The organism is Methylomonas sp. EFPC1, from assembly GCF_016925515.1.
In the GTDB taxonomy this organism is placed as follows: Bacteria; Pseudomonadota; Gammaproteobacteria; order Methylococcales; family Methylomonadaceae; genus Methylomonas; species Methylomonas defluvii.
On record NZ_CP070494.1, the window covers coordinates 2,019,844 to 2,044,814 of the forward strand.

The following is a 24,971-nucleotide window of genomic DNA, read 5'->3' on the forward strand; positions in this document are numbered from 1 at the left end:
CGCTCAGAAAGGCGCCCGATAACGAATTGGTAAAACACAGTCGGTTACGCCCAACACTTTAAATAAATGACGAAGGGAGCGGCTATGAACGAGAATGACAAGCTGAATTTGGCGGAAGTGATTCAAGAGCTGAGACAAAGTTTGGTGACGGCTTCGATGCATGGGGAGGCGGAAACCATCCGCTTTAACGTCAATAGCGTAGAAGTGGAATTGCAAATGGTGGTCGAAAAATCAGTCGGTGGAAAAGCTGGCGGTAAATTTAATTTCTGGGTGTTGGGTGGCATTGATGCAGAGGCCTCTGCAAGCTACAAAAATGCTGTCACACATAAAATTAAATTGAGTTTAGAGCCGGAGGACGCGAAAAACCTTGATCCGCAAACGGGTAATCCCGGAAAGGTCAAATTAAAAGGTGGGGGTTCAGGAGTTAGCTAATGGAGCTTATATTGACTGCCAGAATCAAACATAGAGGGAATATTGGTACTGCTTATCCTATCGCTCCGAACTTGCTGCTGACAGCTAGACACGTAATCGAAGCTGTCGACTGGCAAAGTGGGGAATCTATCACTGTCGAATGGCCGGCCATTAAAGACAGTAATGACAAACCATTGACCGCCACAGTCAACGGTATTGCTTATGACGGAGAAGGCCCGGCGGAAGATATAAAATCCAAATGCGACCTGGTTGTCCTCTATTGCGATTTACCGTCTGAAATTAAGACTAAACCGGCTGAATCGATCTTGGCATCGCGACTTTTCGTTGCCAGAACCGGCTGGCAAACGGCAGGCTATCCAAATGTAATTGGTAATTGCATGGAATCGACTACCGGCAAATTTGGCGCCGATTTGGAAAAGCCTGAAGTTAAGCTCACGCTGGATGACACGATAGACCCTACTGTTGCCCAAGCCAACGGTTTACAGAACGGTTGGGGTGGTATGTCGGGAGCGCCGGTTTTTGATCTTGCCAGTGGAAAAATTCAGTCCATCATCACTGATCATAATCAGTGGATGCAGAAACAGTTGATCGGTGTCTCCATTCCTTACTTAATCAATCATAGTCAACGGTTTCGTGAAGTAACCGGCATAGAAAGTCACGCTCAAAGAAATCAAAGATTCGTTGCTGAGCAGAAGCAACAAATTTTCAACGTCTTGTCGAAGATGTCCGATGAGGAAATCCTATTCAAGGAACTTGCTGATCAATTGAAACTAAAATTGCCGAATACCACCAGCCAAAAATTATATGATCAATTATTGGAAGTATTCGAAATTGATGGATTGGCTGTATTGGATATATTGCTATATGCGGGTTCTGGTGCGCTCAAACAGGATGCAGGCGATACTGTACGCCATAAATTAATTGATCTATTTTATTTTTTTGCCAGACTGATGGCGCCTGAGAGTGCTGTTCCCAAACAGGCCTTGATCAAACTTTCGGTGTATTCTGCAATGGCTACAGAATTATCCCTTTCAGCAATTTATGGGACTAATCCCGATTTTGTGTTTCGTGAAGGGGAGGTACGGGGAAAGCATGCCATTGATGCATCCGTGATTACTCGCGAAACAGGGTGGGATACGGAGGCATTCAAAAAAGATGCAGTCGAATCGATTCACACCGCCATTCACAAAGTGCCACCGACAAAACAGCTAGGTAATTTTGAGCGTCGGAAGTTAAACGCAGTGATCAAGCAGCGTCAAGACCCCGCGTTAAATCAATTGTATCGCCTGGAACTAAATCTTGGTGACCCCAAATTGCTTAACAACCCATTGCAAGAAGAAGTCAATTGTCAGGCTTTGAGTGCAGCGGATTGTTTGCCAGATCTACCTATCGTCCATTACGGCGAAGCCGAGGCGGAAAAAGAAGCAGAGCTCAGTGCCAAGTTTGAAGAGCTCTTCAACATACTCGAAACCAGCCAACCAAACACATGACAGCAACCACCCTCAAACATTTTCAAGCCGATAGCGTTATCGATTACGCGGACTGTGGTTCCTGGCGGCAAGGCCGTTATTTTCTGGATAAAGCCAGCGCTTATGCCCTGGAAATGGCCTTGGCGACCCGCCGGCCTTTGTTGGTTAAAGGTGAACCGGGGCTCGGCAAGAGCTACTTGGCGCGCGCGGCTGCGGCCAAACTCAAGCGCAAATTCATCGCCGAAGTCGTCAACATCAACACCGAAGGTCAGGATTTGCTCTGGCGTTACGATCCGGTCGCACGCCTCAACGACGCTCACGCCGGTATCAAAGATGATGACAAACTCAACCCCAAGCATTATCTCAATCCCGGCGTGCTGTGGTGGACCTTCGGCTACGAAAGTGCGGCCAAGCAATACAACGATGTCTGCCGTCATAAAGTCTACCGTCCGCAGATTTCCGACGACGGTGAACTGGATAACGGCATTGTTTTGCTAATCGACGAAATCGACAAAGCCGAGCCTTCATTACCCAACGCGCTGCTGGAAGTGCTGGGTAACGGCGGCTTTGACGTACCGCTGTTGGAAGAAACCATCGGCAAGAAACAGCAAACGGCAGACAAACAACCGACGCCGCCGCTAGTGATCATCACCAGCAACGACGAGCGTGAACTGCCGGCGGCGTTTATTCGGCGCTGTCTGGTGCTGCATTTGGCGGTGGATGATAAAAACCTTGAAACCTGGTTCTTGGAGCGCGCCAAGGTGCATTTCAATGATAACCAGTGCAGCGACGCCATCAAACGCCTGGCGCTACAACAACTAATCGCCGATCGGCAGGAGGCTGAGCGCCACGGCACCATCAAGGCCGGTTTGGCGGAGTATCTGGATTTATTGGCGGCGCTGGATGAAATGACCGATTCCTCGCTGCAAGGCCAAGAACGGGATGCCTATCAGCAATGTTTGCTGGCTGAGATCCAGCACTTTGTGTTGCGCAAAGCGTTGTAATGTCGATTCATACTCAGACCAGTCGCGGCGACTTACTGCGCTGGCTGCAGCGCTGTCAAACCCATGACGAAAAATGCCTGAGCGCTACGATATTGGGTTACGAATGGTGTGCGCCAGTCACGATAGGCCATGAAATTGATTATAAAGTGCCCCGTCCGGAGCCTCCCAAAATCGATCCAAATCCTGCTCCTACGCCGGCTAAATTAGCGCTGAAACGCCCGCAAGCATTGTTCTACGCCCTTGCATCTCAGGAGCATTATGCCGATCCGCAACAGCTCGGCGACAGCCTGCCGCCCGTGCTTCAAGGCGTTGAGCCGCTCTCCGATGCCGATTTGCAGCCCTTTGCCAGCGGAGAACCGCTGCCGCACCAAGCCATCGTCCCGGAAGCCCGCATGCGCGATTTTTTGCGGCAATCCATAAGCCATAGCTTGGGGCAGCGACTGGATATACCGCAGTTGGTCAAACGTATCGCCCGCCTGCAAACCTTGTATCATCTGCCGCGCAAGCCACGTGTTGTGCCGGCCGGGCGGGTTTATGTCGTCCTCGATCTGAACAAACGCTTGCTGCCGTTCTGGTTGGACGCCCATCGTTTGTGTGAAAGTATCGTCCGTCAGTATGGGTTGAACGGCCTGGAAATTCGCGTCATTGACAATGACCCGCTAGGCGAATATTGGGATTGGTTTGATCAACAGCAACGGCTTAAGCAGTGGCAAGCGCTCACCGCGCAAAGTGTGGTGTTCATCGTCAGCGACCTGGGGCAATTGGCTGAACAACACAGCCCCATACGCACGCGGTGGGACAGTTTTTTCCGGCAACTAAGCCGTAAAAACACCACGCCGGTCGTGCTGGCGCCCGTATCGGCGGCCCAGCAACAGCCCGAGCGCCTAAACGCCATCCGCCAAGTGTTGTGGCACAAACACGGCAAGCTCAAACCGGAAAAGATCGATCCGGATATCAAGGCCCACGCTGAGCATGTTCGCAAGGTCTTGGCATTGTTATCCATTGCCGTACACGTCGAACCTGAGTTGCTGCGCGCCTTGCTACGCTGTTTACCCGCTGAACAAGCCGATAGCGGCATCGAAGCGGCGGTGTATCAGCATGCCGATATGCAATGGGGTTATACCGCCATCAGCATGCGCCCGGAAAAACGGGCCGAGTATCAAGCCGAATTTAAACAGCTGGACGCTGGCTTGCAATATCAAGTCTTGAGTTTGCTCAAACGCCAGCATATCGGCCAGTTTCCGGCGATTTGGGCGGAGGAAGTCATCAACGCCTTGCCCTTGGTGGCTTTCCCGCTCGAACAATTGGCCGATGTCCAACAGGCGGAGTCTTTTATGCAACGTTTCGCCAAAACCCTGCAGGGTGCGCATTCCGACAGCGGCATGACGCAATTTGCCCGGCGGCATTTAAACCGGTTAAGCGGTGAGGCGATTCGTTTGAATAATCACCGCTATACCAGTGCGCTTTACGGTTTGGCGTATCGCGAGCAACTGCGGGCTGGCGCTCCGTTGCCTGCGGAATATGATGCCGCCATCGTGCATGAGCTGATTCGTGAACGCTCCGAATTAGCTCGCTATGGCATCTGGCAAGTTGGTGAAGCCTTGAGTATCGCGTATGCCGACACCAGGCCCGTAGCGATAGGTGGCGCGAAATTGGCCGAATTCGACGCAATCCACGACAGTATCATGCTGTGCAGAAGTTGGGTAGAAAATGGCCGGATGCGAGTGGATATACAATCGCTTCGCTTGCCGGCCCATGGTGAGTCGTGCATCGTCGGTCAGTTGGATGGGCAGACCCTGGATTTTGATACTGGATTGGCACGATTGACTTTGTCACCGTTTCGAAAGCCGAGTTGGGCGATCAAAATATATCGGAATTTGGACGGTATTTTTGCCGAAATGCGTTTTGGGGGGAAGAATGTGGATTTTTGTTTAACTCCTGCAGAGCTGCAGAGCGCGGATGGAAGTATTCGACCGCTAGCCCGAAGTAGAAGGAATAGGGACGGTAGCTATTCAGTTCACCGGGGCGATGCTCCGAAATGGTGGCCGACTAAAAACGCTTATGAACTAAGCGAGCATGGTGTTGTTGAATTTGACCAAGACGAATACGGTCTCTACGCCGACCTCACCGTCAACCAGGTCACCCAACGCTTCCGCTGGATCGAGCCGGGGACATTTATGATGGGATCGCCAACAGATGAGCCGGAAAGCTACGATGACGAAACGCTGCATGCCGTCACCTTAACTCAAGGCTTCTGGCTGGCCGACACCGCCGTCACCCAGGCTTTCTGGCTGGCGGTGTTGGGCGGCGACAATCCTAGTTATTTCAAAAAGGATCCGCAGAACCCGGTCGAACAAGTAAGTTGGGGAGAAGTCCAGCGGTTTATAGAGCGTCTGAATGAACTGTTGCCCAGCTTGCCTGCGAGATTGCCGACTGAAGCGCAATGGGAATATGCCTGTCGGGCGGGCACGACTACGCCGTTTTCATTTGGTGCCAATATCACACCGGACAAAGCTAATTATGATGGCAATAATCCGTATGCCGGCGCTAAAAAAAGTCTATATCGTGAAAAGACCTTGCCGGTGAAATCGTTGTCGGCTAATCGGTGGGGGTTGTATGAAATGCATGGCAATGTCTGGGAATGGTGTCAGGATGGTTGGCAAGAAAACCTTGGCACGGAAGCGTCGCGTGATCCGCTGACGCAGTCGGACGAAGCCGCGGGCGGCGATCGTGTGCTGCGCGGCGGTTCGTGGCTCAGCGACGGCAGGGACGTGCGCGCCGCTATCCGCAACCACGCTCAGCCCTTTAATCGCTTCCACTACATCGGTTTTCGGCTTGCCCTAGGTCATACTGAGCTCAGGCCGGATCCGGTCGGCGGAGCCAAATCGGCAACGGTTAAGGACGCGATTGGGCCGGACAGCGGCGTCGCGGAGCATCCGCAGGCCGGGTTGGCAGGGGCAATACGCGACAGATGGCATCAACTCAGAAAGAAATCCAGAAAATGAATGCCATCCGATCCTCGTTTCCACGATACTGTGGCAATGTGCTTATTACCGCGCCAACTGTGCGTTTTGTGACGCTGATGTTTATCTGCCTGTAAATTATGAGCTTACCCCACCGTAATCACTTGTCGCCACCGATGTTCCCTCTGGCTTGGGCCAGCGAATGGGGCGAGGATGGTTATGGCTTATGGCAGACTTTAATATTCAACAATGTCAGGCAAGTGTTTCGCTGGATCGAGCCGGGGACATTTTTGATGGGTTCCCCGGAGACTGAAACAGGACGCTACGACTACGAATATCGGCAGCGGGTGGACTTCGAATCCGGTTTTTGGCTGGCCGACACCGCTGTGACTCAAGCGCTGTGGTTGCAAGTTCATCCGGGTGATAATCCCAGCCGCCATCAGGAACATCCCGACTTTCCCGTGCATCGGGTGAGTTGGGACGATGCACAAGCGTTTATTGCGCAGTTAAACCAGGCTATCCCCGGTTTTCAAGGCCGGCTACCTAGCGAAGCGGAATGGGAATACGCCTGTCGTAGCGGTAGCGATACGCCGTTCAATTTTGGTGAAACGATTGATTCGCAGCAAGCGAATTTCAACGGCAACTACCCCTACGCAAACGCGCCGAAGTGCGAGTCCCGCGGTAAACCCGTGCCGGTAAAGAGTTTGCCCGCGAATGCCTGGGGGCTTTACGAGATGCACGGCAATGTTTGGGAGTGGTGTCAGGATGCTTGGCGAGAACAGATGGACGTTGATTCACCGGTCACCTCAGAATCGCCCACCGAACGAATCGCCCGCGGCGGCTCTTGGGATGCCGATGCGACCTTCGCCCGTTCCGCCTACCGATACCACTTCGATAAATCCCAACGCAGCGAGTTCTTTGGATTTCGTTTGCTGGTTGATGGCTAGCTTCAATTTTAAAAGTTCTGACAAATACGACTTACCGCAATGCGTCAGATAAGCGACATACCTTAACCGGATTCTCCAGCTATATTTCGTGCTACGAATATTGCCTGACAAGGAAGGGCGTTAGTATGACGAGTCTAAATATTGCGGGTTTGCTTCATCACGGCGTATGGCGCTGTATTGGCTATCTGACATTCAGTCGAATAAGAGTCATTGGCAAAGAGCGGCTAACGTTAGGCGGCCCTGTCGTGTTTGTAGCCACTCATCGCAATGGCGCACTCGATGCCGCACCGTATTCGCTTGCCGTTCCTTTGGCCATGCCGATGGTATCGGCGCAGCTGCAGCGTTTACCGTTGGGCAGATTTTTGTTTCGTGGTATTGCGGTAGCCCGTGCCAAGGATAAGGCTCGCGGCATTAAGGCCGATAACGGCAAGGCCTTGGCAGAATGTATAGAGTTACTGAAGGAGGGTGGACAACTGTTCATCATGCCGGAGGGCACCAGTTCGCTCGGTTGCCGACATTTACCGTTTAATCGTGGTGCCGCGCGTATCGTAGCCCAAGCCATGGCCGCTGGAGTCACGCCAATTATCCAACCCTTGGCTGTTCACTACGAAGACCCTACTCACTGGCAAAGCCGTGTTGAGGTATTAATAGGCGCACCCATAATTCCGCAAAATGCCGACGAGATAGCGATACACCAGTCGATTGTTGATGGCCTGGAGGTCGTTGGGGCTAATTTTGTTAATAGCGAAGATCAGCAAATGGCAGAAAAATTGGCTTATGCCCGCATTTTAGGTTCCGATCTTTCCTACGCTGAACACTTAAAAAAACTCGAGGGGCAGATTGCGCCTGGTTTATCCGAGTCGCTAAGGCAGTTAGAGGCAGTGGCCAAGGATAAAGGTCTTTTTCTTCATCAAGGCCTACCTTTAATGCCGCTCCGCTTGTGTCAGCGGGATTTAGTCAAGTGGTTACTGCTGGCGCCTGTCATCGCTTGTTTCAGCATATTGAATTTCCCGGTACTGGCCGCTGGGCATATCGCTAGTCAACTTCTGCCGGACGAGCCGAATGTTATTGCCTTTTGGCGCATGGTCGTCGGTGTGCCGGTAGGATTATTTTGGGTCGTGACCGTTTGCGTGGGTTTGTTTTTATGTGCCGGGCCAAGTTGGTTTGTTCTTTACGGCGCGATCAGCATTGTTGGCGTATTGGCTTGGTACCGATTCCGTAAATTGACGGTAGCACTCGGTAACGCGGTTTTTCATCCTGAGGTGAGGGCGGTATTGGTAACAGCCTATCGGAATTTGGCGGAGCGCAAAGCGCATGAATAAACTTCTCGACCCGCCCTTACGCTATTTCAGTATCTATCTGGGCGCTGTTTCAGCCATGGAAATCGCGCACCTGACGGTTTGGAGTCTATTGTTTTGTCCGATGCTGGCCGGCATGGCCGGATTGGCGCGCAAGTATTCCAGGCAACGCAGTTGGGGGCTATTGGCGGCCATTTGCGTCAGCTTGGCCGTGGGTATGAATGTGTCATATCAAGCCATGGCCGGGGCTATCCCCGCTGTCCGGAGCGTACGCTTCGATGCCCAGCTATTGGCATTGGATCGGCTATTGATAGGGGAAACGCCGTCGGTATGGTTGGAACGATGGATTAGCCCACCGCTCACCGAACTAATGAGCGCTTGCTACTTGTTATTGATGCCATTATTGCTGGTCAGCCTGCTGCGTTATTTTTTCCGGCGCCGGGAATTGCTCGGGGAATTTTACACCGGCCTATTCGCGGTTTACGGCTTGGGGTTTCTCGGTTATCTGCTGGTGCCGGCTGCCGGGCCATGGCTGGCTTATCCGGAGTTGTTCAACGTGAAATTGAGCGGCGGCGTGATCACGGCATTTAATCAAGCGATGGTTGAACAAGGCAGTAATAAAGTGGATGTCTGGCCTAGTCTACACGTGGCTGTGACGCTCTATATCTTGGGATTTGCGGCACGGCATCATCGCCTTGAGTTCTGGATTTTGTTGTTGCCGATATTGGGTTTATGGATCGCTACTTTTTATTTGCGTTATCACTATTTTGTCGATGTCCTCAGCGGCTTGGCGTTGGCCGGTTTTGGTTTGTACGAAGCTCGCCGTCATGCCGCTCACCCTGCCATTAACCCCAGCAAGAAGGATACCCATGCCAACCCTGTTTGATTTTCATCATCCGTCTGCTCTCGATTCCGCCATATCCGGCGGTAAGGGCGCCAACCTTGCCCGCTTGACTCAGGCTGGGTTTGCCGTTCCACCAGGCTTTGTGTTGCCGCCGGAGAGTTACTACTCGTTCATTGAGCAATACGATGCATTGCCGGATTTGCTTCGGGATTTGCCTATAGACGAACCTCTGGCATTGGAACAAGCGTGCACAAGTTTATGCGCGCAGTTGACCCAGCTATCGGTGCCAGAAAGCCTGAAGCAGGCAATTGCGGAGATGTTGGCTGAGTTTCCGGGCGACACGGCATTCTCCGTGCGTAGCTCCGCCACTGCCGAGGACTTGGGCGGCGCCGCATTCGCCGGGCAGCACGAAACGTATCTGAATTGCATCGGCATCGACGACATTGTTTCGCGCATCCGGGATTGTTGGGTATCGCTGTGGAGTGCCCGCGCCATTGCTTACCGCTTGCAGGCCGGCATCGGCTTGTCGAACACTGCGATGGCGGTGGTGGTGCAAAAAATGGCCTTCAATCGGGTCGCCGGCGTGGGGTTTTGCATCAATCCGGTTACCGGCGATCCTGCACAACAGTCGGTCGATGCCAATTATGGTTTGGGTGAATCGGTGGTGGGCGGTGAACATCAGGTTGATCATTGGTTGCTGGATAAGTCGTCCGGGCGAGTGTTGGATGCGGTTTTAGCCCATAAATCCTCATGCATCGTCGCCGACCGCACCGGTACGCGCAGCGAGAACTTGTCAGATGATCAAGCTAATTTACCTTGTCTCAGCGAACCTGAGTTGGTTGAGTTATCCGATTTGATGCGGCGTGTCGAAAAGTTTTACGGTTATCCGCAGGACATAGAATGGGGTTTTGAGGGTGAACAGTTGTGGCTGTTGCAAGCGCGACCGATTACCCGCATCCCGCCGCGCTGGACCCGTGACGAATCCGCCGAGCGATTTCCCTCGGTGATTACGCCGCTGGCTTGGGACTTGGTGGAGGAGGGTTTTCACCAATCGCTGTCGCATTCTTTCGAATTGATGGGCTTGCCGCCGTTTCATGGCAAGTGGTTCGCCTTGTTCGATAATTATGTATACGGCAATCAAAATGCCGTCGAAGTTTATGCCGAAGGCACCGCAAATTCATTGAATGTGCGTTCAGTTGCCGAACTAATGTCTGCTTTGCCGTCATTGCGCAAACGCTATGCCTGGGTGCAGGAATTACCGATGGCGTGGTCGCGCGATTTGGATCGCTATTTACTCGGCCTCGGCGAATTAATGGCCGAGCCGCTGACAGGACGCTCTATTCCCGAGTTGTGGAATTTTGTACTGCGGGTGAAGCAGCTAGGTGCGGAATATTTTCTGCCGAATATTGCCATTTCCATTACGCAGCGCACCCTTTACAAGCTGGTGTACAGCATCGTTGGGGCGGCGGTTGGCGAAGCGGATGCGCCGACGACCTTTGATAGCTTGCTGGCGTACTGCGAAACCAAAACGGGTTTCGTCAACAAGGAACTTTACCGGCTGGCAAGGCGGATAGCCGAATGCCCCAAACTCGTGCAGGCGTTGCGCACCCAAACTGGTCAGCAATTTCTGGCTTCCGGCGGATTCATACAGGAAGCAGATATTGCAGCCGCTTTCCAGCGTTTTTTACAGGATCATGGGCATCGGGAAGTGGAGTTTGATCCCTATCATCCGACCTGGTTGGAAGCGCCATGGCTGGTGATTGAAAATCTGAAAATGATGTTGGACTCGACCCTGGAAGACCCTGCCGAAAAAGAACGTACTCTGAAAATCCGGATGTTGGAAACCGAACGGCAATTGATCGGCGGGTTGCCGGAGGATTTGCGGTTTCCTGTTCAGGAGCTATTGCGCTTGGCGCGGGTTTATACCGCATTGGACGACATCGAACATTACCAGACTACACGGCTGACATTGCCGTTCCGCAAGGGTTTACGGGCCTTGGGTGTAGCCTTGCAGGCCAGAGACATAGTTACGGAAGCGATGGATGTATTCTTTGCCAGAGCCCAACAGCTCTCGGAAACAATCCGCCTTAACGACGCCGAGTCGTGGCGTTGTTTGGCGGATAGCATAGAAAGGGAAAAACAGGCTTATCAAAACCATAGGCAGCATTCACCGGAATGGGAGTTGGGTAAGTCACAAGCCTATTCCGCTAAAGACGGGGATTTTGTTGGTTTACCCGGTAGCCCCGGCGTTGCCAGCGGCGTGGTTTTTAAGGTGTTGTCGCAGGACGATTTCGCCGATTTTCCCGCCAACGCGGTACTGGTAGCGCGTACCACCAACCCGGCCTGGACGCCTTTATTTTATAAGGCGGCGGCCGTGATCACCGAAAGCGGCGGACCTTTGTCGCATGGTGCAGTGACTGCAAGGGAAGTGGGTTTACCTGCGGTAATGAGCGTCAGAGGTGTGCTGGATGCATTGACGAACGGCGACAAAGTGACAGTCGATGGTATTGCGGGCCGAGTAAGGCTAGATTGACGCAAATCTTCGTAAGCAGGTCGGTCGGTCCACTTGGCAAAAATTCGGGACACCATCGGTTTTTGTCATAAGCGCAAGTTTCAGAGCTTTGCGCGCAAGCCAATTAGAGCTGTGCGCAAGGCTTTTCCGGATTCGCGCAAGCTTATTTGCCTGGCGGGCAAGGCTTTTTTCCTTGTGCGCAAACCATTGAAGCTAGCGTGCGAACCAAATAAGGTGGCGGTTTGGCCTCAAGGCCTTGCGCTTAAGCTATTAAGGCTTGCGTTTATTGCAAATTGCCTTGCCCGCGAAGCAATTTACCTTGCGGGCAAGGCTCTGAAAGTGGCGAGTGGCTCTAATATGCTTGCGGCTTTAGCGGAAAGGCTTGCGCGCTATGCTTTTATCTATTCCGCCAAGGGATAAAGCTTAATCGCTAAGCCGGAAAGCCTTGCCGGACAGCCATTATGCTTATCTTGTTTAGCCGGCAGGTTGGGTGGCCTGGGTTTTTGCCTTGGTGCCGCGATTAAACCGAACAGACATCGCCTGCCGCAGGGTTTCCAAGCCCGCGCCCTTGCCGGCGATTTTTAAAGAAGCGTAAGCATCCAGGCTAAAACTATAAATATCGCTGCCCAGCGCCATATCGGTATCCTCGCCTCTGCTCAATAAATCGCGCAGGCGGTGCAGGCGAGGGCGGAGTTTGTCGAGCGTCACCAGATCGGCTTGCGCTTCGACCATATCGAGACCGGGCGGAATGGCTTGGGTGTTTTGGGTGGCTACCGTCAGCGTCTGCCGGCAGAACGCTTCGGTTTTATCGCCCATTTTCAGGATAGTGCGGCGTTCTTCCGGGGTTAAAACAAGAAAGCCGGCGAAGCGGTCTTCCAATGTCTTTAGCGCGGCGTCTATGTCGGTCAGATCATTATCGGAAAGGCTTAAAGAAATCAGATGTTGACTCATGTTTATCTCCTTTTTTGGCGTTGCTGATATTGCGGATGGCGGGGTGTGGTCCGCAGAAGAAAAGCGTAGGCTATTTTTGGATGAGAGCGTAAATTTATTTGCTAGGACGTGAGCTGCTTTTGGGTGACTCTGATTTCCGGGCTTTGGCTTGCAATCAACTGCTCCCGACCAATTAGAATTACTGCTAATATTGCCACTGCTCAAATTTCGTTATAAGTACTTCTGCCCAATGTTGGGTATCAGTTAAAAAAAATACCCAGATCTTTAATTTCAACGGATTGTAATAATGATTACCCCAGATCAGAGTCATATAAACCGAGTTAGGGAAGCTCTATGGCATTGGCCTGAGAGTGGTGCTTCAATTCTGGTGGGCGCTGGTTTTAGCCGCAATGCTAAAAAAGCTGGTCCACATGCAGGCGAATTTCCTCTTTGGCATGAAATTACGAAATTACTATGCGAACGGCTTTATCCTGCTGAGGATGATCAGGGTTTAAAGCGAGCGTTAGCAGAGGCATCTGGTTCCAGCGGATTCCTTCGTTTAGCTCAAGAATATCAGTCAGCGTTTGGGCGTGGCGCCTTACATAAATTAATTTTCGAGTCCGTACCGAACGACAATTACATCCCGGATGAATTACATACTCGTCTGCTACGCTTGCCTTGGAGGGACATTTTTACTACCAATTGGGATACCCTTCTTGAACGAAGCTGTCCTTTAGTAACTAATCGAAGTTACAGCATCGTGAGAACATATGAAGAGCTTCCTTCATCACCTAGACCACGCATAGTAAAGTTGCACGGTAGTTTTCCGGCACATTTCCCATTCATCTTTACTGAAGAAGACTACCGAACCTATCCGAAGCGATTTGCCCCATTTGTCAATACCGTACAGCAAGCAATGATGGAAACCATCGTTCTGCTCATCGGTTTCTCGGGCGACGACCCAAATTTTTTACATTGGTCTGGTTGGGTTCGTGACAATCTTGGGGAAGCGGCCCCTAAAATATATTTAGCTGGATGGCTGGATTTGTCACCACACCGCCGCAGAATGCTAGAAGATCGCAATGTGGTGCCAATAGATATATCGCGTCACCCACAAGCACAAAAGTGGCCGGAGCATTTGCGTCATCGTTATGCCACTGAGTGGTTGCTTCATACCCTGGAATATGGCCGCCCTTATAACGTCACTGCTTGGCCATCTTCTCCTGACTGGAGCCAGCGACAAGTTCCAAATGCGTTGGAGCCAGTTGAAAAGTTGCAAGTTAATGCACCTCAGAAAGAGCCTGATCCTCCAATAGACGATGTTACTCAAAATCAAATCCGTTCGGTTATTCAAATTTGGGCTCATAACCGCGCAGTTTATCCTGGATGGCTATTCCTTCCGCCAAGCAAAAATATTTTGCTTAGCCATTCAACCAGAAGGTGGGAGCAATCAATCCTTAATGTACTTCCATCATTAACCGTTTTAGAAAGACTTTCAGCTCTTTATGAATTAGTTTGGCGCAAAGAAATTTCATTACAGCCGTTGTCCGACGAAGTAGTTGAAGCGATTCAATCCACCCTCAGCGAAATCGATTGTGAGGAGCGAAAAATAGCCACTATGAAAGAATCTAAAGCCAACTGGATCCAGATTCGGCAATTCTGGAGAAATTTGGCTATTTCGTCGTTAAAAATGGCTAGGTTGAATTTAGACCAAGCCGGTTTCGAACGATGGAAACAGAAAATTCAGCCATTTATAGATGATTGTCAGGTTGTTGCTCAAACTTTGCATTACGAAGAATCCTTATGGGCGCTTTACAATTTTGATTTCAAAAAGCTCGAAAATTTAGTAGCAAATTGGTCTCCAGAAGGTTATGACCCAATTTGGATGGCGCGGAAAGCGGCAATATTGATTGAGATTAACCGCAATGACGAAGCTGTTCTCCTAATAAATCGTGGACTTTCGATTGTTCGCGAGACTACTCTGCATAATACAAATCTTGCATCTCTTTCTCGTGAAGGTTGGCTGCTTTGGCTGGCAATGCCATTTCATAGACCGTTTATTAGTGCAACAAAGGAGTCAATTGAAGTCATCGATCCTTTTGATCGATTAACTGAATTGGCCCCGATGGATTGCGATTCTCGAGATCAAAGGCGTGACATGCTCGTTGAATTACGTGGAGAGCCAGAAAAGAAAAAAGCACCTTTATTCGACCTTGGCGCTCGTCACGGCGAAACCATTTATTTATCAAATGTAGAATATGAGCGATGGAATACAGCCCAGCGGGGGCTCCGTTTATGTGAGGTAGCAGGGTTGCCTTCGAGAGCGGAACATATGGTTGTGGCTTCGGATATTCTTAAGATTTCTACGGAACAACTAAAAAAAACTGATCCGGCATTGAGTTTCAGGATGGCATTACGTTTAGCGTCATCAGAAGACGATGAAGTTTTTAACAACGTATGGTCGCGAAAACGTATCGCGGCGCTAGCAATACAAGAAGTTGATTCGTTGTTCGATATTACTTGCAATGCCATAGATTACGTTTTACCCAGAGTTCGAAATTCTGATCGCAGAGATAGTTTTTGGGTAACTAAATTACGAGTTGTAATGGAAGCAGCATCGCGCCTTGTATTAAGAATGTCTCCAGACAAAGCTGAAAGTCTGTTAAAACGAACTTTGAAATATTATTCAATAGAATCGGTATCCACAGATCATTGGCTTTGCAAAGTGATTGAAAATTTATTGAATCGCAGTTGGGAAGCCATGCCTAAATGTGATCGTATTAAGCTAATTCCAGACCTCTTAATTGCGCCGCTAGGTGGACTCAATGATTTTGGTATCGCGGATCAACGTTATCCCGATCCTGGACAATTATTTAATAACGAAGATGCCGAAATTAGGCCAGTTCGTGATGCTGCAAATGAAGACAGGTGGGCTGAAATTATTCAATTGATTTTACGCGGATTGCGTCATGAAGATGAAGCTCGCCAAAGAGCAGCTAGTCGCCTTGTCCCGTTGGTAAGGTGGGACATTCTGCATGAACACGAAACTGAACAAATCGCACAGGCGCTATGGCAAACGAATAAATGTGGAAACGACATATTGCCAACAGGAACATCTTTGTACGATTGGGTTTTTTTACTACTACCCGAGCCGAAGCCCAATCAAGCTGAAGTGTGTTTCAGAAAGAAATGGCTTTGTGCTCGCGAAACGAATGATGAAAAATCAATCAATGAGGTTATCTGGCAAATTGGTAATTCATTAGCCAGCCTTAGAAGGCATGACCGCTCTTTGCCACTAACCGAAATAGAAACTCAAAACTTGTCGTCACTTGTAAACAAATGGATTGAATTGCCCGTTACTAAAAATGACGATTTATTCAATGGGCCAGATATAACCTACGTAATAGCGGGACTTCAATTTATTCTGACGGAGATTTTCATACCTACCTCTACTGCAACTGATTTGTTTGGCAAAATCGAAAAGCTAAATAGCGAGGGAATACCTGCGTATCGAATTTGTCCTATTCTGTACAAAGTTTTACCTGATAGAGCTACTGACATTGAATTATTCATGAGAATGGGGCTTGCATCCGATAATATTGAATTGGCAGAAGATGCGACGTTAGGGCTTGAAATTTGGCTGAAATTAGCAGCTATGCAATCATTATTAATTCCCGTGCCTCCTAGCGACTTGGTCAGAGAAATTGGTGTCATTATAGCCACTCGTAGAAAAGGTGTTTTGAACAGAGCTTTGCAAGCTGCAAAATGGATCTTTTCAGACGGTACTTCTAATCAACGAGAGACAATACTCAATTTAACACTTCACGGGTTAAGTTTTCTTATTGAAGAGTTGAGCTATGACCGTACTCAAGGCGATGAAGAAACTGATGTACCCTTGTTACGTTGGGGATGTGCTCATCTGGCGTTAGCTATGTCATCTGCAGGACTTGAAACGGATCAAACAATAATTCGATGGGTGGAAATATCTCAAAATGACCCCTTACCGGAAGTTCGTTACGCAAGACCCGATAGCACAAATATAACCATGGAGAATAATTAACAATTCCCACGCTGATTGACGACTAAGACATTGAGAGGTAGCTATGAACCCAGCTCTTGCCATTACAAACCCACTCAGACTTTGAATGCCGGACGTAGGCCAAAGGATAGGCGCGTAGCGGATCTGCGCCGGGCTGTGATCCAGATTGTTGATTTTACCGGACCCTGGCAGTGAGTCTACGCTAGGGAGTGTATATAGCCAACATTAAGCAAAAATTCCGATTCGCTAGGCGTCGGCAAATAGTAAGATACGGTTTGGTTTTCTAGAGCATTATCTTTACCTATGCCCCTACGTCCAATCGATCCTAACACCCTTGCGGCTGCGCGGCTTTTCTCTGATCGTACGGCTGGTCGCTTCCGTTTAGTCGGAGCTTTGCTGTTCGGCAGTCGGGCGCGTGGTGATTATCAGGCGCAAAGTGACACCGACGTGGCGGTGTTGTTATCCGGTGCGCCCGGTCCATTTCTGGAAACCAAGCTGGCTTTGGCGGATATTGCCTACGATGTATTGCTGGAAACCGGGGTATTGATCCAGCCATTGCCGATTTGGCAATCCGAATGGGATTGCCCGGAAAGCTCTGCGCATCCGCGCTTATTGGAAAATGTTAAACGCGACGGTGTGCCGTTATGAATGCCTGGGAATGGTTGCAAAAAGCCGAACGGGCGTTAGCATCTGCACGCTTGCTGCTGGCCGATGGCGACAGCGAGGGTGCTTGCAACCGAGCGTATTATGCGATGTTCGAATCCGCGCAAGCGGCTTTGTCTATCAGTGGCCGGATGATTCCTGACGAGGCTTGTCGCACGCATAACGGCCTGATCACGCTATTCAGTTTGCATTTGGTTAAGCCGGGCTTGATAGCGGTAGAGCTTGGCCGGTCACTGAATCGTGTCCAAGAAATTCGTTTGTTGGCGGATTACACCGGCGATGCGATTGATCTCAAACAAGCTGCGGACGCCGTCGTGCAAGCCGAATGTTTTGTACGCGGTATGCAAGAGTATGTCGCAAAACTTGACGGCCCGGAGTCAGGTTGATCGGGCAGTGAAGTTTTAACATGCGTTCGCCTTGAGCTTGTCGAAAGGCTGCTTGCGCTTCGATAAGCTCAGCACGAACGGTTGAGACATTTAAAGGCCGGATCAATAAGCCAAATATAAAGCCGCCCCGTCTGCCCTTATAATGCTGGGCTTTTACGATATTCGCCATCCTCATGCCTGTTCCTGACACCCTGAAGCAACTCGCCAAAAATCTCCAAAACTGCATGGGCACCGATCGCCACGGCTTGAAACGCCAGCTCGACCGCTTGCGCAGCGAGGCGAGTAAGGGCAAGGATGTGGCCGGACAAGTGCAGCAAGTGGCGGATAAGATCGAGCGTTCGGTCGGGCGGTGCAATCAGCGCCGGGCTTCGGTGCCGGTGATTAATTACCCTGATTTGCCGGTCAGCGGCAAGAAGGACGAGATTGCCGAGTTGATTAAAAATCATCAAGTCACCATCGTCTGCGGCGAGACCGGTTCCGGCAAGACCACGCAGTTGCCGAAGATTTGTCTGGAAATCGGCCGTGGCGTAACCGGTTTGATCGGTCACACTCAACCACGAAGAATCGCGGCCCGCACTGTCGCCGACCGCATCGCCGAGGAATTGGGCCAGCCCATCGGCCAGGCGGTGGGTTACAAGGTGCGTTTTCACGACCAGACCCACCCCAATTCGCTGGTCAAGCTGATGACCGACGGTATCCTGCTGGCCGAGTCGCAGAACGATCCTTACTTAAACCAATATGACACCATCATTATTGATGAGGCCCACGAGCGCAGCCTGAACATCGATTTTCTGATGGGCTATCTACGCTGGCTATTGCCGAAGCGGCCGGATTTGAAGGTGGTGATTACCTCCGCGACCATCGATCCGGAGCGCTTTGCCAAGCATTTTAATGATGCCCCCATCGTCAACGTGTCTGGTCGTACCTATCCGGTGGATGTGCGGTATCGGCCCATCGAACTGATCGAGGAAGACGACGAAACCTCCGCCGATTTGCAGCAAGCTATTCTGGATGCGGTGGACGAGTTGTATCGGGATATGCGCGGCGACATTCTGATTTTCTTGAGCGGCGAGCATGAAATTCGCGAGACCACCGAATCCTTGCGCAAGTCGCATAACAACACCCGTTACGAAGTGTTGCCGCTGTATTCCAAACTCAGCGTTAGCGAGCAGGAGCGGGTGTTCAAGCCCAGCGGCAACAAGCCGCGCATTGTCTTGGCGACCAACGTCGCAGAGACTTCGCTAACGGTGCCGGGTATACGCTGTGTGATCGATTCCGGCCACGCCCGCATTAGCCGCTACAGCGCCAAGAGCAAGATTCAACGCCTGCCGATCGAACGCATTTCGCAAGCCAGCGCTAACCAAAGGGCAGGACGTTGCGGCCGGGTGGCCGAAGGTATTTGCATCAGGCTGTATTCGAAAGAGGATTATCTGGCTCGGCCGGAGTTTACCGATCCGGAGATACTGCGCACCAATCTATCGTCGGTGATTTTGCAGATGGCGGCGCTGAAGCTCGGCGACATCGAAGAATTCCCGTTCGTCGAACCGCCCGACGAAAAAATGGTCCGCGACGGCAAGACTTCGCTGTTCGAAGTCGATGCGTTGGATAAGCAGGGCAATCTCACTGAAACTGGCCGGCAGTTGGCGAAGATTCCGACCGACCCCAAACTGGCGCGCATGCTGCTGGCAGCGGCGCAACTGGGTTCGCTGCACGAGGTGGCGATCATCGTCTCGGCGCTGAGCATCCAGGACCCGCGCGACAAACCGGCCGATAAATTGCCGCAGGCCGAAGCCAAACATGCCCAGTTCAAGGCCGAAGATTCGGACTTTTTGAGTTTGCTGAATCTGTGGAATGCCTTTGAAGAACAGAAAAAGCATCTGACCAACAGCAAACTGCGCAAGTATTGCCAGGACAATTTCTTATCCTATATCCGCATGCGCGAATGGCATGACATCCATACTCAAATTATGCAGGTGGCGCGCGGTGATTTGGGCTTGAAGACCAGTGGCAATCCGGCCAATTACGAACAGATTCATATGGCGTTGCTGCCGGGTTTGTTATCGAATATCGGTTTTAGACACGAGCAATACGAATATCTGGGTGCGCGGGGTTTGAAGTTTTTCATCTTTCCGGGTTCCGGCCAGCATAAGGCCAAACCGAAATGGATCATGGCCGCCGAACAAGTCGAAACCAGCAAGGTCTATGCACGGACCGTCGCCAAGATCGAGCCGGAATGGATAGAATCCTGCGCCCAACATTTGGTCAAACGCAATTACTACGACCCGCATTGGGAGAAAAACGCCGGTCGTAGCGGGGTTTACGAGCGCACCTTATTGTACGGTTTGACCTTGCAGGCCAAGCGCAAAGTGCCTTACGAAAACGTCGATCCTAAAGCCGCGCGGGAGATGTTTATCCGCCATGCGTTGGTGAATCACGATTATCACAGCAACGCGCCGTTCTTTAAGGCCAACGAGGCCTTGCTGGAAGAGGTGGGTTACATCCAGCACAAGGGCCGCCGCGTCGATTTGGTGGAAGACGAGGAATGGCTGTATCAGTTTTACGATAAAAAACTGCCAGCCGAGGTGGTCAGCGGGATTACCCTCGATCAATGGCGCAAGAAAGTTGAGCGCGATAATCCGAAGATTCTGTTTCTGACTAAGGAAGATTTGACCCGCCACGACGACGGCAAGATCAACGATTGGGATTTTCCGGATAGCAAGAAGGTTGGCGATTTGACTATCGAATTGCATTACCGCTTTGAGCCGGGTCACGACGAAGACGGGGTGACGGCCATCGTACCTGTGCATCAGCTCAATCAAATTCGCCAGGCGCCGTTCGATTGGTTGGTCCCGGGCATGCTGGAAGAAAAAGTCACGGCCTTGATCAAATCGCTACCCAAGCATCTGCGTAAGCATTTCGTGCCGGTGCCGAACACCGCCAAAGCTTGCCTGGAAATTGAACCGGATTTTAAGGGCTCGTTGTTCGAGTGGTTGAGCGGTCGTTTGCGCAAACTGACCGGCGAATCGATACCCTTGAATGAGTGGCAGCCGGATGCCTTGCCGGACCATTTGAAAATGAATTTCCGCATCGTTGATGATCATGGCCGGGCCTTGGGCTATGGTCGCAATCTGGCCAAGTTGCAAGCTGATCATGCCACCAAGGCTGGCGACAGTTTCGACAAGTTGGCGCAAGAGGAGATGAATCATACCGGCTGCATTGCCTGGGCATTCGACGACTTGCCCGAGACTTGGCAGTTCATGCAAAAAGGCCAGACCTTCATCGGCTTTCCGGCCATTGTCGATGAAGGCAACACGGTGGGGGTGAAGATACTCGACACGCAATATAAGGCCGAGTTGGCGCATTTCGACGGCTTAACCAAGTTGTTTCAGTTGCAGTGCCGCAAGGACGCCCAGTATTTGTTAAAAAACAGTGGGGTCCAGGCCACCTTGCAATTGGCCTATAACCAACTGCCCAAGCATCCGTTGTTGACAGAACGGCCGGGCGGCGATTTTAAGGAGGATCTACTATTCTTGATCTTTAACAGTGTGTTTGTTGCTGATAGTGCGATTCGGAGCCAGCAGCAGTTCGAAGCAGCGCTGGCGGCCAAAAAGGCTACGCTGGTCACGGTTGGGAATCAGGTGGGCAAGCATGTCACGGAAATCATGGCAAACTATCAAACGGTAAGACAGCGATTGAAGCAGCCTGGCGTCAGCCCAAATTTGCGGGAAGACTTGGAAAAACAACTGAGTTTGCTGCTGTTTAGTGGTTTCTTACGATATACGCCGTTGGCGCAGATACAAGCGATGCCGCGTTATTTAAAAGCCATTGAGTGTCGTCTGGATAAGCAAAAGCCCGATTCGGCGGACATCCAAGGTCTGCACAGGCTATCGCAACGCTTTTGGCAGCATGTCGAAAAGCAAATGAAGACTTTGGTGCCGATGCCGGAACGCGAAGCCTTCCGCTGGAGTTTGGAGGAATTGCGTGTGTCCTTGTTTGCGCAGCAACTGAAAACGGCTTATCCGGTTTCGGTGCAGCGTCTGGAAAAGACTTGGAACGAAAAGTTTTAATCAGCCTCTGATTTTTGTGCCCACTACAGAAGGAAGCCCAAGATGATACCCATTCGAGATTCGATACCTTGTAACATCAAGCCTTATGTGACCTGGGGCATCATGGCTATTTGCATAGCAGTGTACGTAGCGATGCTGTTTATGCCGGACGAAATGGGGCAGCACTTTGTTTACATGTACGGGATGGTGCCGATTCGCTATTCCAATCCGGATTGGGCTTATAGTTTTGGTTTGCCGCCGGATCATTATCTGTCGTTTTTTACCAATATGTTCCTGCACGGCGGTTTCCTGCACCTGTTGATGAACATGGTGTTTTTATGGATATTCGCCGACAACATCGAAGACTTGATGGGACATAAACGCTTTGCGGCGTTTTATGTGTTGTGCGGACTGTTGGCAACCTATGCGCAGTGGTATTTTTATCCCAAGATGGCGGTGCCGGTGGTGGGTGCATCCGGCGCCATCGCCGGCGTGTTGGGGGCGTATTTTTTTCGCTTCCCGCAAGCTACCGTAGTGATACTGGTTCCCATCCTGTTTTATCCGCTGTTTTTCCATGTGCCGGCGATAGCCTTTCTTGGATTCTGGGTGATTATCCAAATCGGCGATGTATTCACCGCAGCGGTTTTAGATAATGTCGCAGTAGATTCGGCCTGGTGGGCGCATCTGGGTGGTTTCGTTGCCGGCGCTTTGCTGCATCCGTTTTTTATCGAAAAGAAACCCGCGGCATATCAATTCCAGTCAGATGAATAGGCGTCCAAGCCACGGTTAGTCGGCAAAAAAGCAAGAAACGGTAGGGCTTTTATTTTATAATGCCGCCAGTTGGCTAACCGGCTGAAATGGCAACGAAAAACAAGTTCGTTGCCTGTGTTTGCAAAAGATTCTTCATTCATTCGAGACAAATTAACATGAAAAACCTTAATGTCGCATTGGTAAGACTGCTGCAGTTTGTGGTGTTCGCGCTGTTCACATTCATCGTATTGTTGTACTTCGGTACTTTGATTTTGTTGCCGCTGGATATAGTGGTGTTGATTACCAAAATGCTACATATGGTAGGTATCGGTACCTTGTTCGGTGCGATTGTTGCCGTGCCGGTAGTGGCTTACATGGGCAAAATCGTTTACAGCACACCGGGCTTGATTCAAATGATCGTCGAGAATGGCATCGATTTAGCCAATACCGGCAAGCAACGGGTTGAAGCGTTCAACAAAATTGCTGAAGCGGTTAAATAAACTGCTCCACGCAATCGTAAAAAGGGGCTTACGAGCCCCTTTTTTGTGCCTGTCGGTTTGCCACACATTGATTATTTTCCGAAATGGTTGCGCGGTCCGGCGGCTTGAATAATGGTATTTGGCCCGGTAAATTCCCTGGTAGCCGGCCAGATCCCCGGCGTTTATCAGCTGTCGGAATTTTTTACAGCAGCTTTTTTGCAAGCAAACAAACTGGTTCAGTTGATTTTTTCGATTTCACTCTATTAGCTGCTCAAATTCTGCAAATTGGCGTATTAAGCGGCTGTTGTATCGGTAAAGCGGATGGTTAGCGTCAATGGCTAAGTCGAGAAAATTTACACCTGACGGTTCGACTTTTGCTGGGTTTGGTCTGCGGCTATTAAAAGTCTTTTAAGTACATAAGCTTGTGTTCTGTGTGTATGTTTTTTGCTTAACTTTTAACGTAAAAAATTTGTTAAATAATCCTGTAAGTATGCGTAAAGCAAGGGGAAGATTATGGACGCAAAGAAATTAGATACATCAACTAAAAGCAGAAATGACGAGCACTGCGACCACCCGTCGTTAGCCAAAGAATATGTCTCCGGCGTACCCACCGGAAACTTCGTTTGTGCACAATGCGGTCGTCATCTGACTTCAATTATCAGAACATCCAAAAAGTAAATTCTGCCGATTCCGCGCATGCCTTGACCGGTGTGCGCTTTCAGGATCATTCTTCCAACCTTCAATTACTTTCCGGTAACGCTAGGCTTTGGCTGGCGGTGTTTTCTTGCGGCTTGAATTTACTGTCTTTGATTGATGGCCGGCTATCCCAGGGATGCACGATGCGCCTGGCTGCAGGTTGCAAAAATCTTCAAACAGGCGCAATCTTGGAGCTGTGGTACTACGGCTATTCAGGGCGTGTGCAGCACGTTTTTCTGATTTAGCGGTGTGAGCTTAATTCAACCCCACAAACAGCCAGTGCAGGTCAATGCGCACTGGCTTTTTTTGGACTATCCATTTTGAAGGAAAATGTTATGGCATATTGGTATCCCGACAATTCACAGTCTATCGGCAAAACACCGCTGGTCAGGCTTAACCGCATTACCGACGGCGCTCAAGTCACCCTGTTAGCTAAAGTCGAGGGGCGTAACCCTGGATATTCGGTGAAATGCCGCATCGGCGCGGCAATGATCAACGATGCGCAACAGCGCGGCCTGCTGGGACCCGGCAAGGAATTGATAGAGCCAACCAGCGGCAATACCGGCATAGCACTGGCCTTTGTCGCCGCCGCCCGCGGCATTCCGTTGACTTTAACGATGCCGGATACCATGAGTATCGAGCGCCGCAAATTACTGGTGGCCTACGGCGCCAAACTGGTGCTGACCGAGGGCGCCAAAGGCATGAAAGGTGCCATTGCCAAGGCTGAAGAGATTGTCGCTTCCGATCCTGAGCGCTATGTACTGTTGCAGCAGTTCAAAAACCCCGCTAACCCGCAAATCCACGAGCAGACCACCGGACCGGAAATTTGGCATGACAGCGATGGTGCGGTCGATATTTTGGTTGCCGGCGTCGGCACCGGCGGCACCATAACCGGCGTGTCGCGCTACATCAAACTCACGCAAAGCAAACCCATCGTTTCTATTGCCGTGGAGCCGGAAGCCAGCCCGATATTGAGTCAACACCGTAGCGGTCAAGATTTGCAACCGGGTCCGCATAAAATTCAGGGCATAGGGGCCGGATTTGTGCCCGATGTATTGGATTTATCCATGATCGATGCCGTCGAACAAGTCAGTAATGATGAAGCGATTGAATATGCGCGGCGTTTGGCGCGGGAAGAAGGCTTGTTATCCGGAATTTCCTGCGGCGCGGCGGTCGCGGCGGCAGTGCGGGTGGCAAAACGGCCGGAAAATGTCGGCAAGACCATAGTGGTGGTACTGCCGGACTCCGGCGAGCGCTATTTGAGCTCTGCTTTATTCGAAGGCTTGTTCGATGCGCAAGGCGTGGCGGTTTGAGTCGCCGCTGAAGTTAAGGGGCAGTGGCTAAGGTTTTTGTAAAAGCTTAGCAAACTGGCTGCTGTCCCCTTTGTATTTCCGCTATATGCATTATCAGGTCGAAACATCATCTTGGCCGATAGCTGAAATATTTCTGTCTTGTGCAAGTTGCGGCTGAATAAACAACTGGGAAGTCCGGTGTTCAGGGCAAAACGGGAGGG

The 24,971-nt window shown here is 50.8% G+C and carries 17 protein-coding genes; 16 read left to right on the forward strand and 1 reads right to left on the reverse strand.

The window, feature by feature from the left end; translation table 11 throughout:
• Nucleotides 1-84: 84 nt before the first annotated feature.
• The 9 genes from JWZ98_RS09330 to JWZ98_RS09370 all read left to right on the forward strand — a co-directional run bounded on the left by JWZ98_RS09330 (nt 85) and on the right by JWZ98_RS09370 (nt 11,889).
• Nucleotides 85-432 (forward strand): trypco2 family protein, encoded by a 348-nt coding sequence (locus tag JWZ98_RS09330; protein WP_205454074.1) that lies wholly within the window; start codon nt 85-87, stop codon nt 430-432.
• A complete protein-coding gene (locus JWZ98_RS09335) occupies nt 432-1,922 on the forward strand; it encodes a hypothetical protein (RefSeq protein ID WP_205454075.1) in 1,491 nt (496 codons plus the stop codon). Before JWZ98_RS09330 ends, JWZ98_RS09335 begins: the two co-directional genes overlap by 1 nt.
• Nucleotides 1,919-2,905 (forward strand): AAA family ATPase, encoded by a 987-nt coding sequence (locus JWZ98_RS09340; protein WP_205454076.1) that lies wholly within the window; start codon nt 1,919-1,921, stop codon nt 2,903-2,905. The genes JWZ98_RS09335 and JWZ98_RS09340 overlap by 4 nt, the downstream gene beginning before the upstream one ends.
• Nucleotides 2,905-5,910, forward strand: coding sequence for a formylglycine-generating enzyme family protein (locus tag JWZ98_RS09345; protein WP_205454077.1), 3,006 nt, complete (start codon nt 2,905-2,907; stop codon nt 5,908-5,910). Before JWZ98_RS09340 ends, JWZ98_RS09345 begins: the two co-directional genes overlap by 1 nt.
• A 98-nt stretch (nt 5,911-6,008) precedes the next feature.
• Entirely contained in the window at nt 6,009-6,815 is an 807-nt protein-coding gene (locus tag JWZ98_RS09350; protein ID WP_205454078.1) for a formylglycine-generating enzyme family protein, read from the forward strand.
• A gap of 125 nt (nt 6,816-6,940) precedes the next feature.
• Entirely contained in the window at nt 6,941-8,137 is a 1,197-nt protein-coding gene (locus JWZ98_RS09355; protein WP_205454079.1) for a 1-acyl-sn-glycerol-3-phosphate acyltransferase, read from the forward strand.
• Entirely contained in the window at nt 8,130-8,999 is an 870-nt protein-coding gene (locus tag JWZ98_RS09360) for a phosphatase PAP2 family protein (RefSeq protein WP_205454080.1), read from the forward strand. The genes JWZ98_RS09355 and JWZ98_RS09360 overlap by 8 nt, the downstream gene beginning before the upstream one ends.
• A complete protein-coding gene (locus JWZ98_RS09365; protein WP_205454081.1) occupies nt 8,983-11,490 on the forward strand; it encodes a PEP/pyruvate-binding domain-containing protein in 2,508 nt (835 codons plus the stop codon). Before JWZ98_RS09360 ends, JWZ98_RS09365 begins: the two co-directional genes overlap by 17 nt.
• Before the next feature lie 33 nt (nt 11,491-11,523).
• A complete protein-coding gene (locus JWZ98_RS09370) occupies nt 11,524-11,889 on the forward strand; it encodes a hypothetical protein (RefSeq protein ID WP_205454082.1) in 366 nt (121 codons plus the stop codon).
• 54 nt (nt 11,890-11,943) lie between these two features.
• Here JWZ98_RS09370 and JWZ98_RS09375 read toward each other — a convergent pair whose 3' ends face one another.
• Nucleotides 11,944-12,420: a hypothetical protein gene (locus JWZ98_RS09375; protein WP_205454083.1), complete on the reverse strand. Its 477-nt coding sequence runs from the start codon at nt 12,418-12,420 to the stop codon at nt 11,944-11,946.
• 286 nt (nt 12,421-12,706) lie between these two features.
• On the opposite strand from JWZ98_RS09375, the gene JWZ98_RS09380 reads away from it, so the two are divergent.
• From JWZ98_RS09380 to cysK, 7 genes are all read left to right on the forward strand, one after another.
• Nucleotides 12,707-16,459 (forward strand): SIR2 family protein, encoded by a 3,753-nt coding sequence (locus JWZ98_RS09380; protein WP_205454084.1) that lies wholly within the window; start codon nt 12,707-12,709, stop codon nt 16,457-16,459.
• A 282-nt stretch (nt 16,460-16,741) separates the two neighbouring features.
• Nucleotides 16,742-17,086, forward strand: a complete 345-nt coding sequence (locus tag JWZ98_RS09385) for a nucleotidyltransferase domain-containing protein (protein ID WP_205454085.1) — start codon at nt 16,742-16,744, stop codon at nt 17,084-17,086.
• On the forward strand, nt 17,083-17,487 hold the full coding sequence (locus JWZ98_RS09390) for a HEPN domain-containing protein (protein WP_205454086.1): 405 nt from the start codon (nt 17,083-17,085) through the stop codon (nt 17,485-17,487). The genes JWZ98_RS09385 and JWZ98_RS09390 overlap by 4 nt, the downstream gene beginning before the upstream one ends.
• Before the next feature lie 173 nt (nt 17,488-17,660).
• Nucleotides 17,661-21,554 carry an ATP-dependent RNA helicase HrpA gene (gene hrpA, locus JWZ98_RS09395; protein WP_205454087.1) on the forward strand — a complete coding sequence of 1,298 codons (3,894 nt, stop codon included), beginning with the start codon at nt 17,661-17,663 and terminating at the stop codon, nt 21,552-21,554.
• Nucleotides 21,555-21,596: 42 nt separating this feature from the next.
• Nucleotides 21,597-22,304: a rhomboid family intramembrane serine protease gene (locus JWZ98_RS09400; RefSeq protein WP_033158041.1), complete on the forward strand. Its 708-nt coding sequence runs from the start codon at nt 21,597-21,599 to the stop codon at nt 22,302-22,304.
• A gap of 155 nt (nt 22,305-22,459) precedes the next feature.
• Nucleotides 22,460-22,783: a hypothetical protein gene (locus JWZ98_RS09405; RefSeq protein WP_033158040.1), complete on the forward strand. Its 324-nt coding sequence runs from the start codon at nt 22,460-22,462 to the stop codon at nt 22,781-22,783.
• Nucleotides 22,784-23,793: 1,010 nt separating this feature from the next.
• Nucleotides 23,794-24,771, forward strand: a complete 978-nt coding sequence (gene cysK / locus JWZ98_RS09410; RefSeq protein WP_101055571.1) for a cysteine synthase A — start codon at nt 23,794-23,796, stop codon at nt 24,769-24,771.
• Nucleotides 24,772-24,971: the final 200 nt, after the last annotated feature.

What these genes read in the sequence shown, in the direction of transcription:
- JWZ98_RS09330 (WP_205454074.1), top strand. Translation starts at nt 85, where the DNA reads ATGAACGAGAATGACAAGCTGAATTTGGCGGAAGTGATTCAAGAGCTG.
- JWZ98_RS09335 (WP_205454075.1), top strand. Translation starts at nt 432, where the DNA reads ATGGAGCTTATATTGACTGCCAGAATCAAACATAGAGGGAATATTGGT.
- JWZ98_RS09340 (WP_205454076.1), top strand. Translation starts at nt 1,919, where the DNA reads ATGACAGCAACCACCCTCAAACATTTTCAAGCCGATAGCGTTATCGAT.
- JWZ98_RS09345 (WP_205454077.1), top strand. Translation starts at nt 2,905, where the DNA reads ATGTCGATTCATACTCAGACCAGTCGCGGCGACTTACTGCGCTGGCTG.
- JWZ98_RS09350 (WP_205454078.1), top strand. Translation starts at nt 6,009, where the DNA reads ATGAGCTTACCCCACCGTAATCACTTGTCGCCACCGATGTTCCCTCTG.
- JWZ98_RS09355 (WP_205454079.1), top strand. Translation starts at nt 6,941, where the DNA reads ATGACGAGTCTAAATATTGCGGGTTTGCTTCATCACGGCGTATGGCGC.
- JWZ98_RS09360 (WP_205454080.1), top strand. Translation starts at nt 8,130, where the DNA reads ATGAATAAACTTCTCGACCCGCCCTTACGCTATTTCAGTATCTATCTG.
- JWZ98_RS09365 (WP_205454081.1), top strand. Translation starts at nt 8,983, where the DNA reads ATGCCAACCCTGTTTGATTTTCATCATCCGTCTGCTCTCGATTCCGCC.
- JWZ98_RS09375 (WP_205454083.1), bottom strand. Translation starts at nt 12,420, where the DNA reads ATGAGTCAACATCTGATTTCTTTAAGCCTTTCCGATAATGATCTGACC.
- JWZ98_RS09380 (WP_205454084.1), top strand. Translation starts at nt 12,707, where the DNA reads ATGATTACCCCAGATCAGAGTCATATAAACCGAGTTAGGGAAGCTCTA.
- JWZ98_RS09385 (WP_205454085.1), top strand. Translation starts at nt 16,742, where the DNA reads ATGCCCCTACGTCCAATCGATCCTAACACCCTTGCGGCTGCGCGGCTT.
- JWZ98_RS09390 (WP_205454086.1), top strand. Translation starts at nt 17,083, where the DNA reads ATGAATGCCTGGGAATGGTTGCAAAAAGCCGAACGGGCGTTAGCATCT.
- hrpA (WP_205454087.1), top strand. Translation starts at nt 17,661, where the DNA reads ATGCCTGTTCCTGACACCCTGAAGCAACTCGCCAAAAATCTCCAAAAC.
- JWZ98_RS09400 (WP_033158041.1), top strand. Translation starts at nt 21,597, where the DNA reads ATGATACCCATTCGAGATTCGATACCTTGTAACATCAAGCCTTATGTG.
- JWZ98_RS09405 (WP_033158040.1), top strand. Translation starts at nt 22,460, where the DNA reads ATGAAAAACCTTAATGTCGCATTGGTAAGACTGCTGCAGTTTGTGGTG.
- cysK (WP_101055571.1), top strand. Translation starts at nt 23,794, where the DNA reads ATGGCATATTGGTATCCCGACAATTCACAGTCTATCGGCAAAACACCG.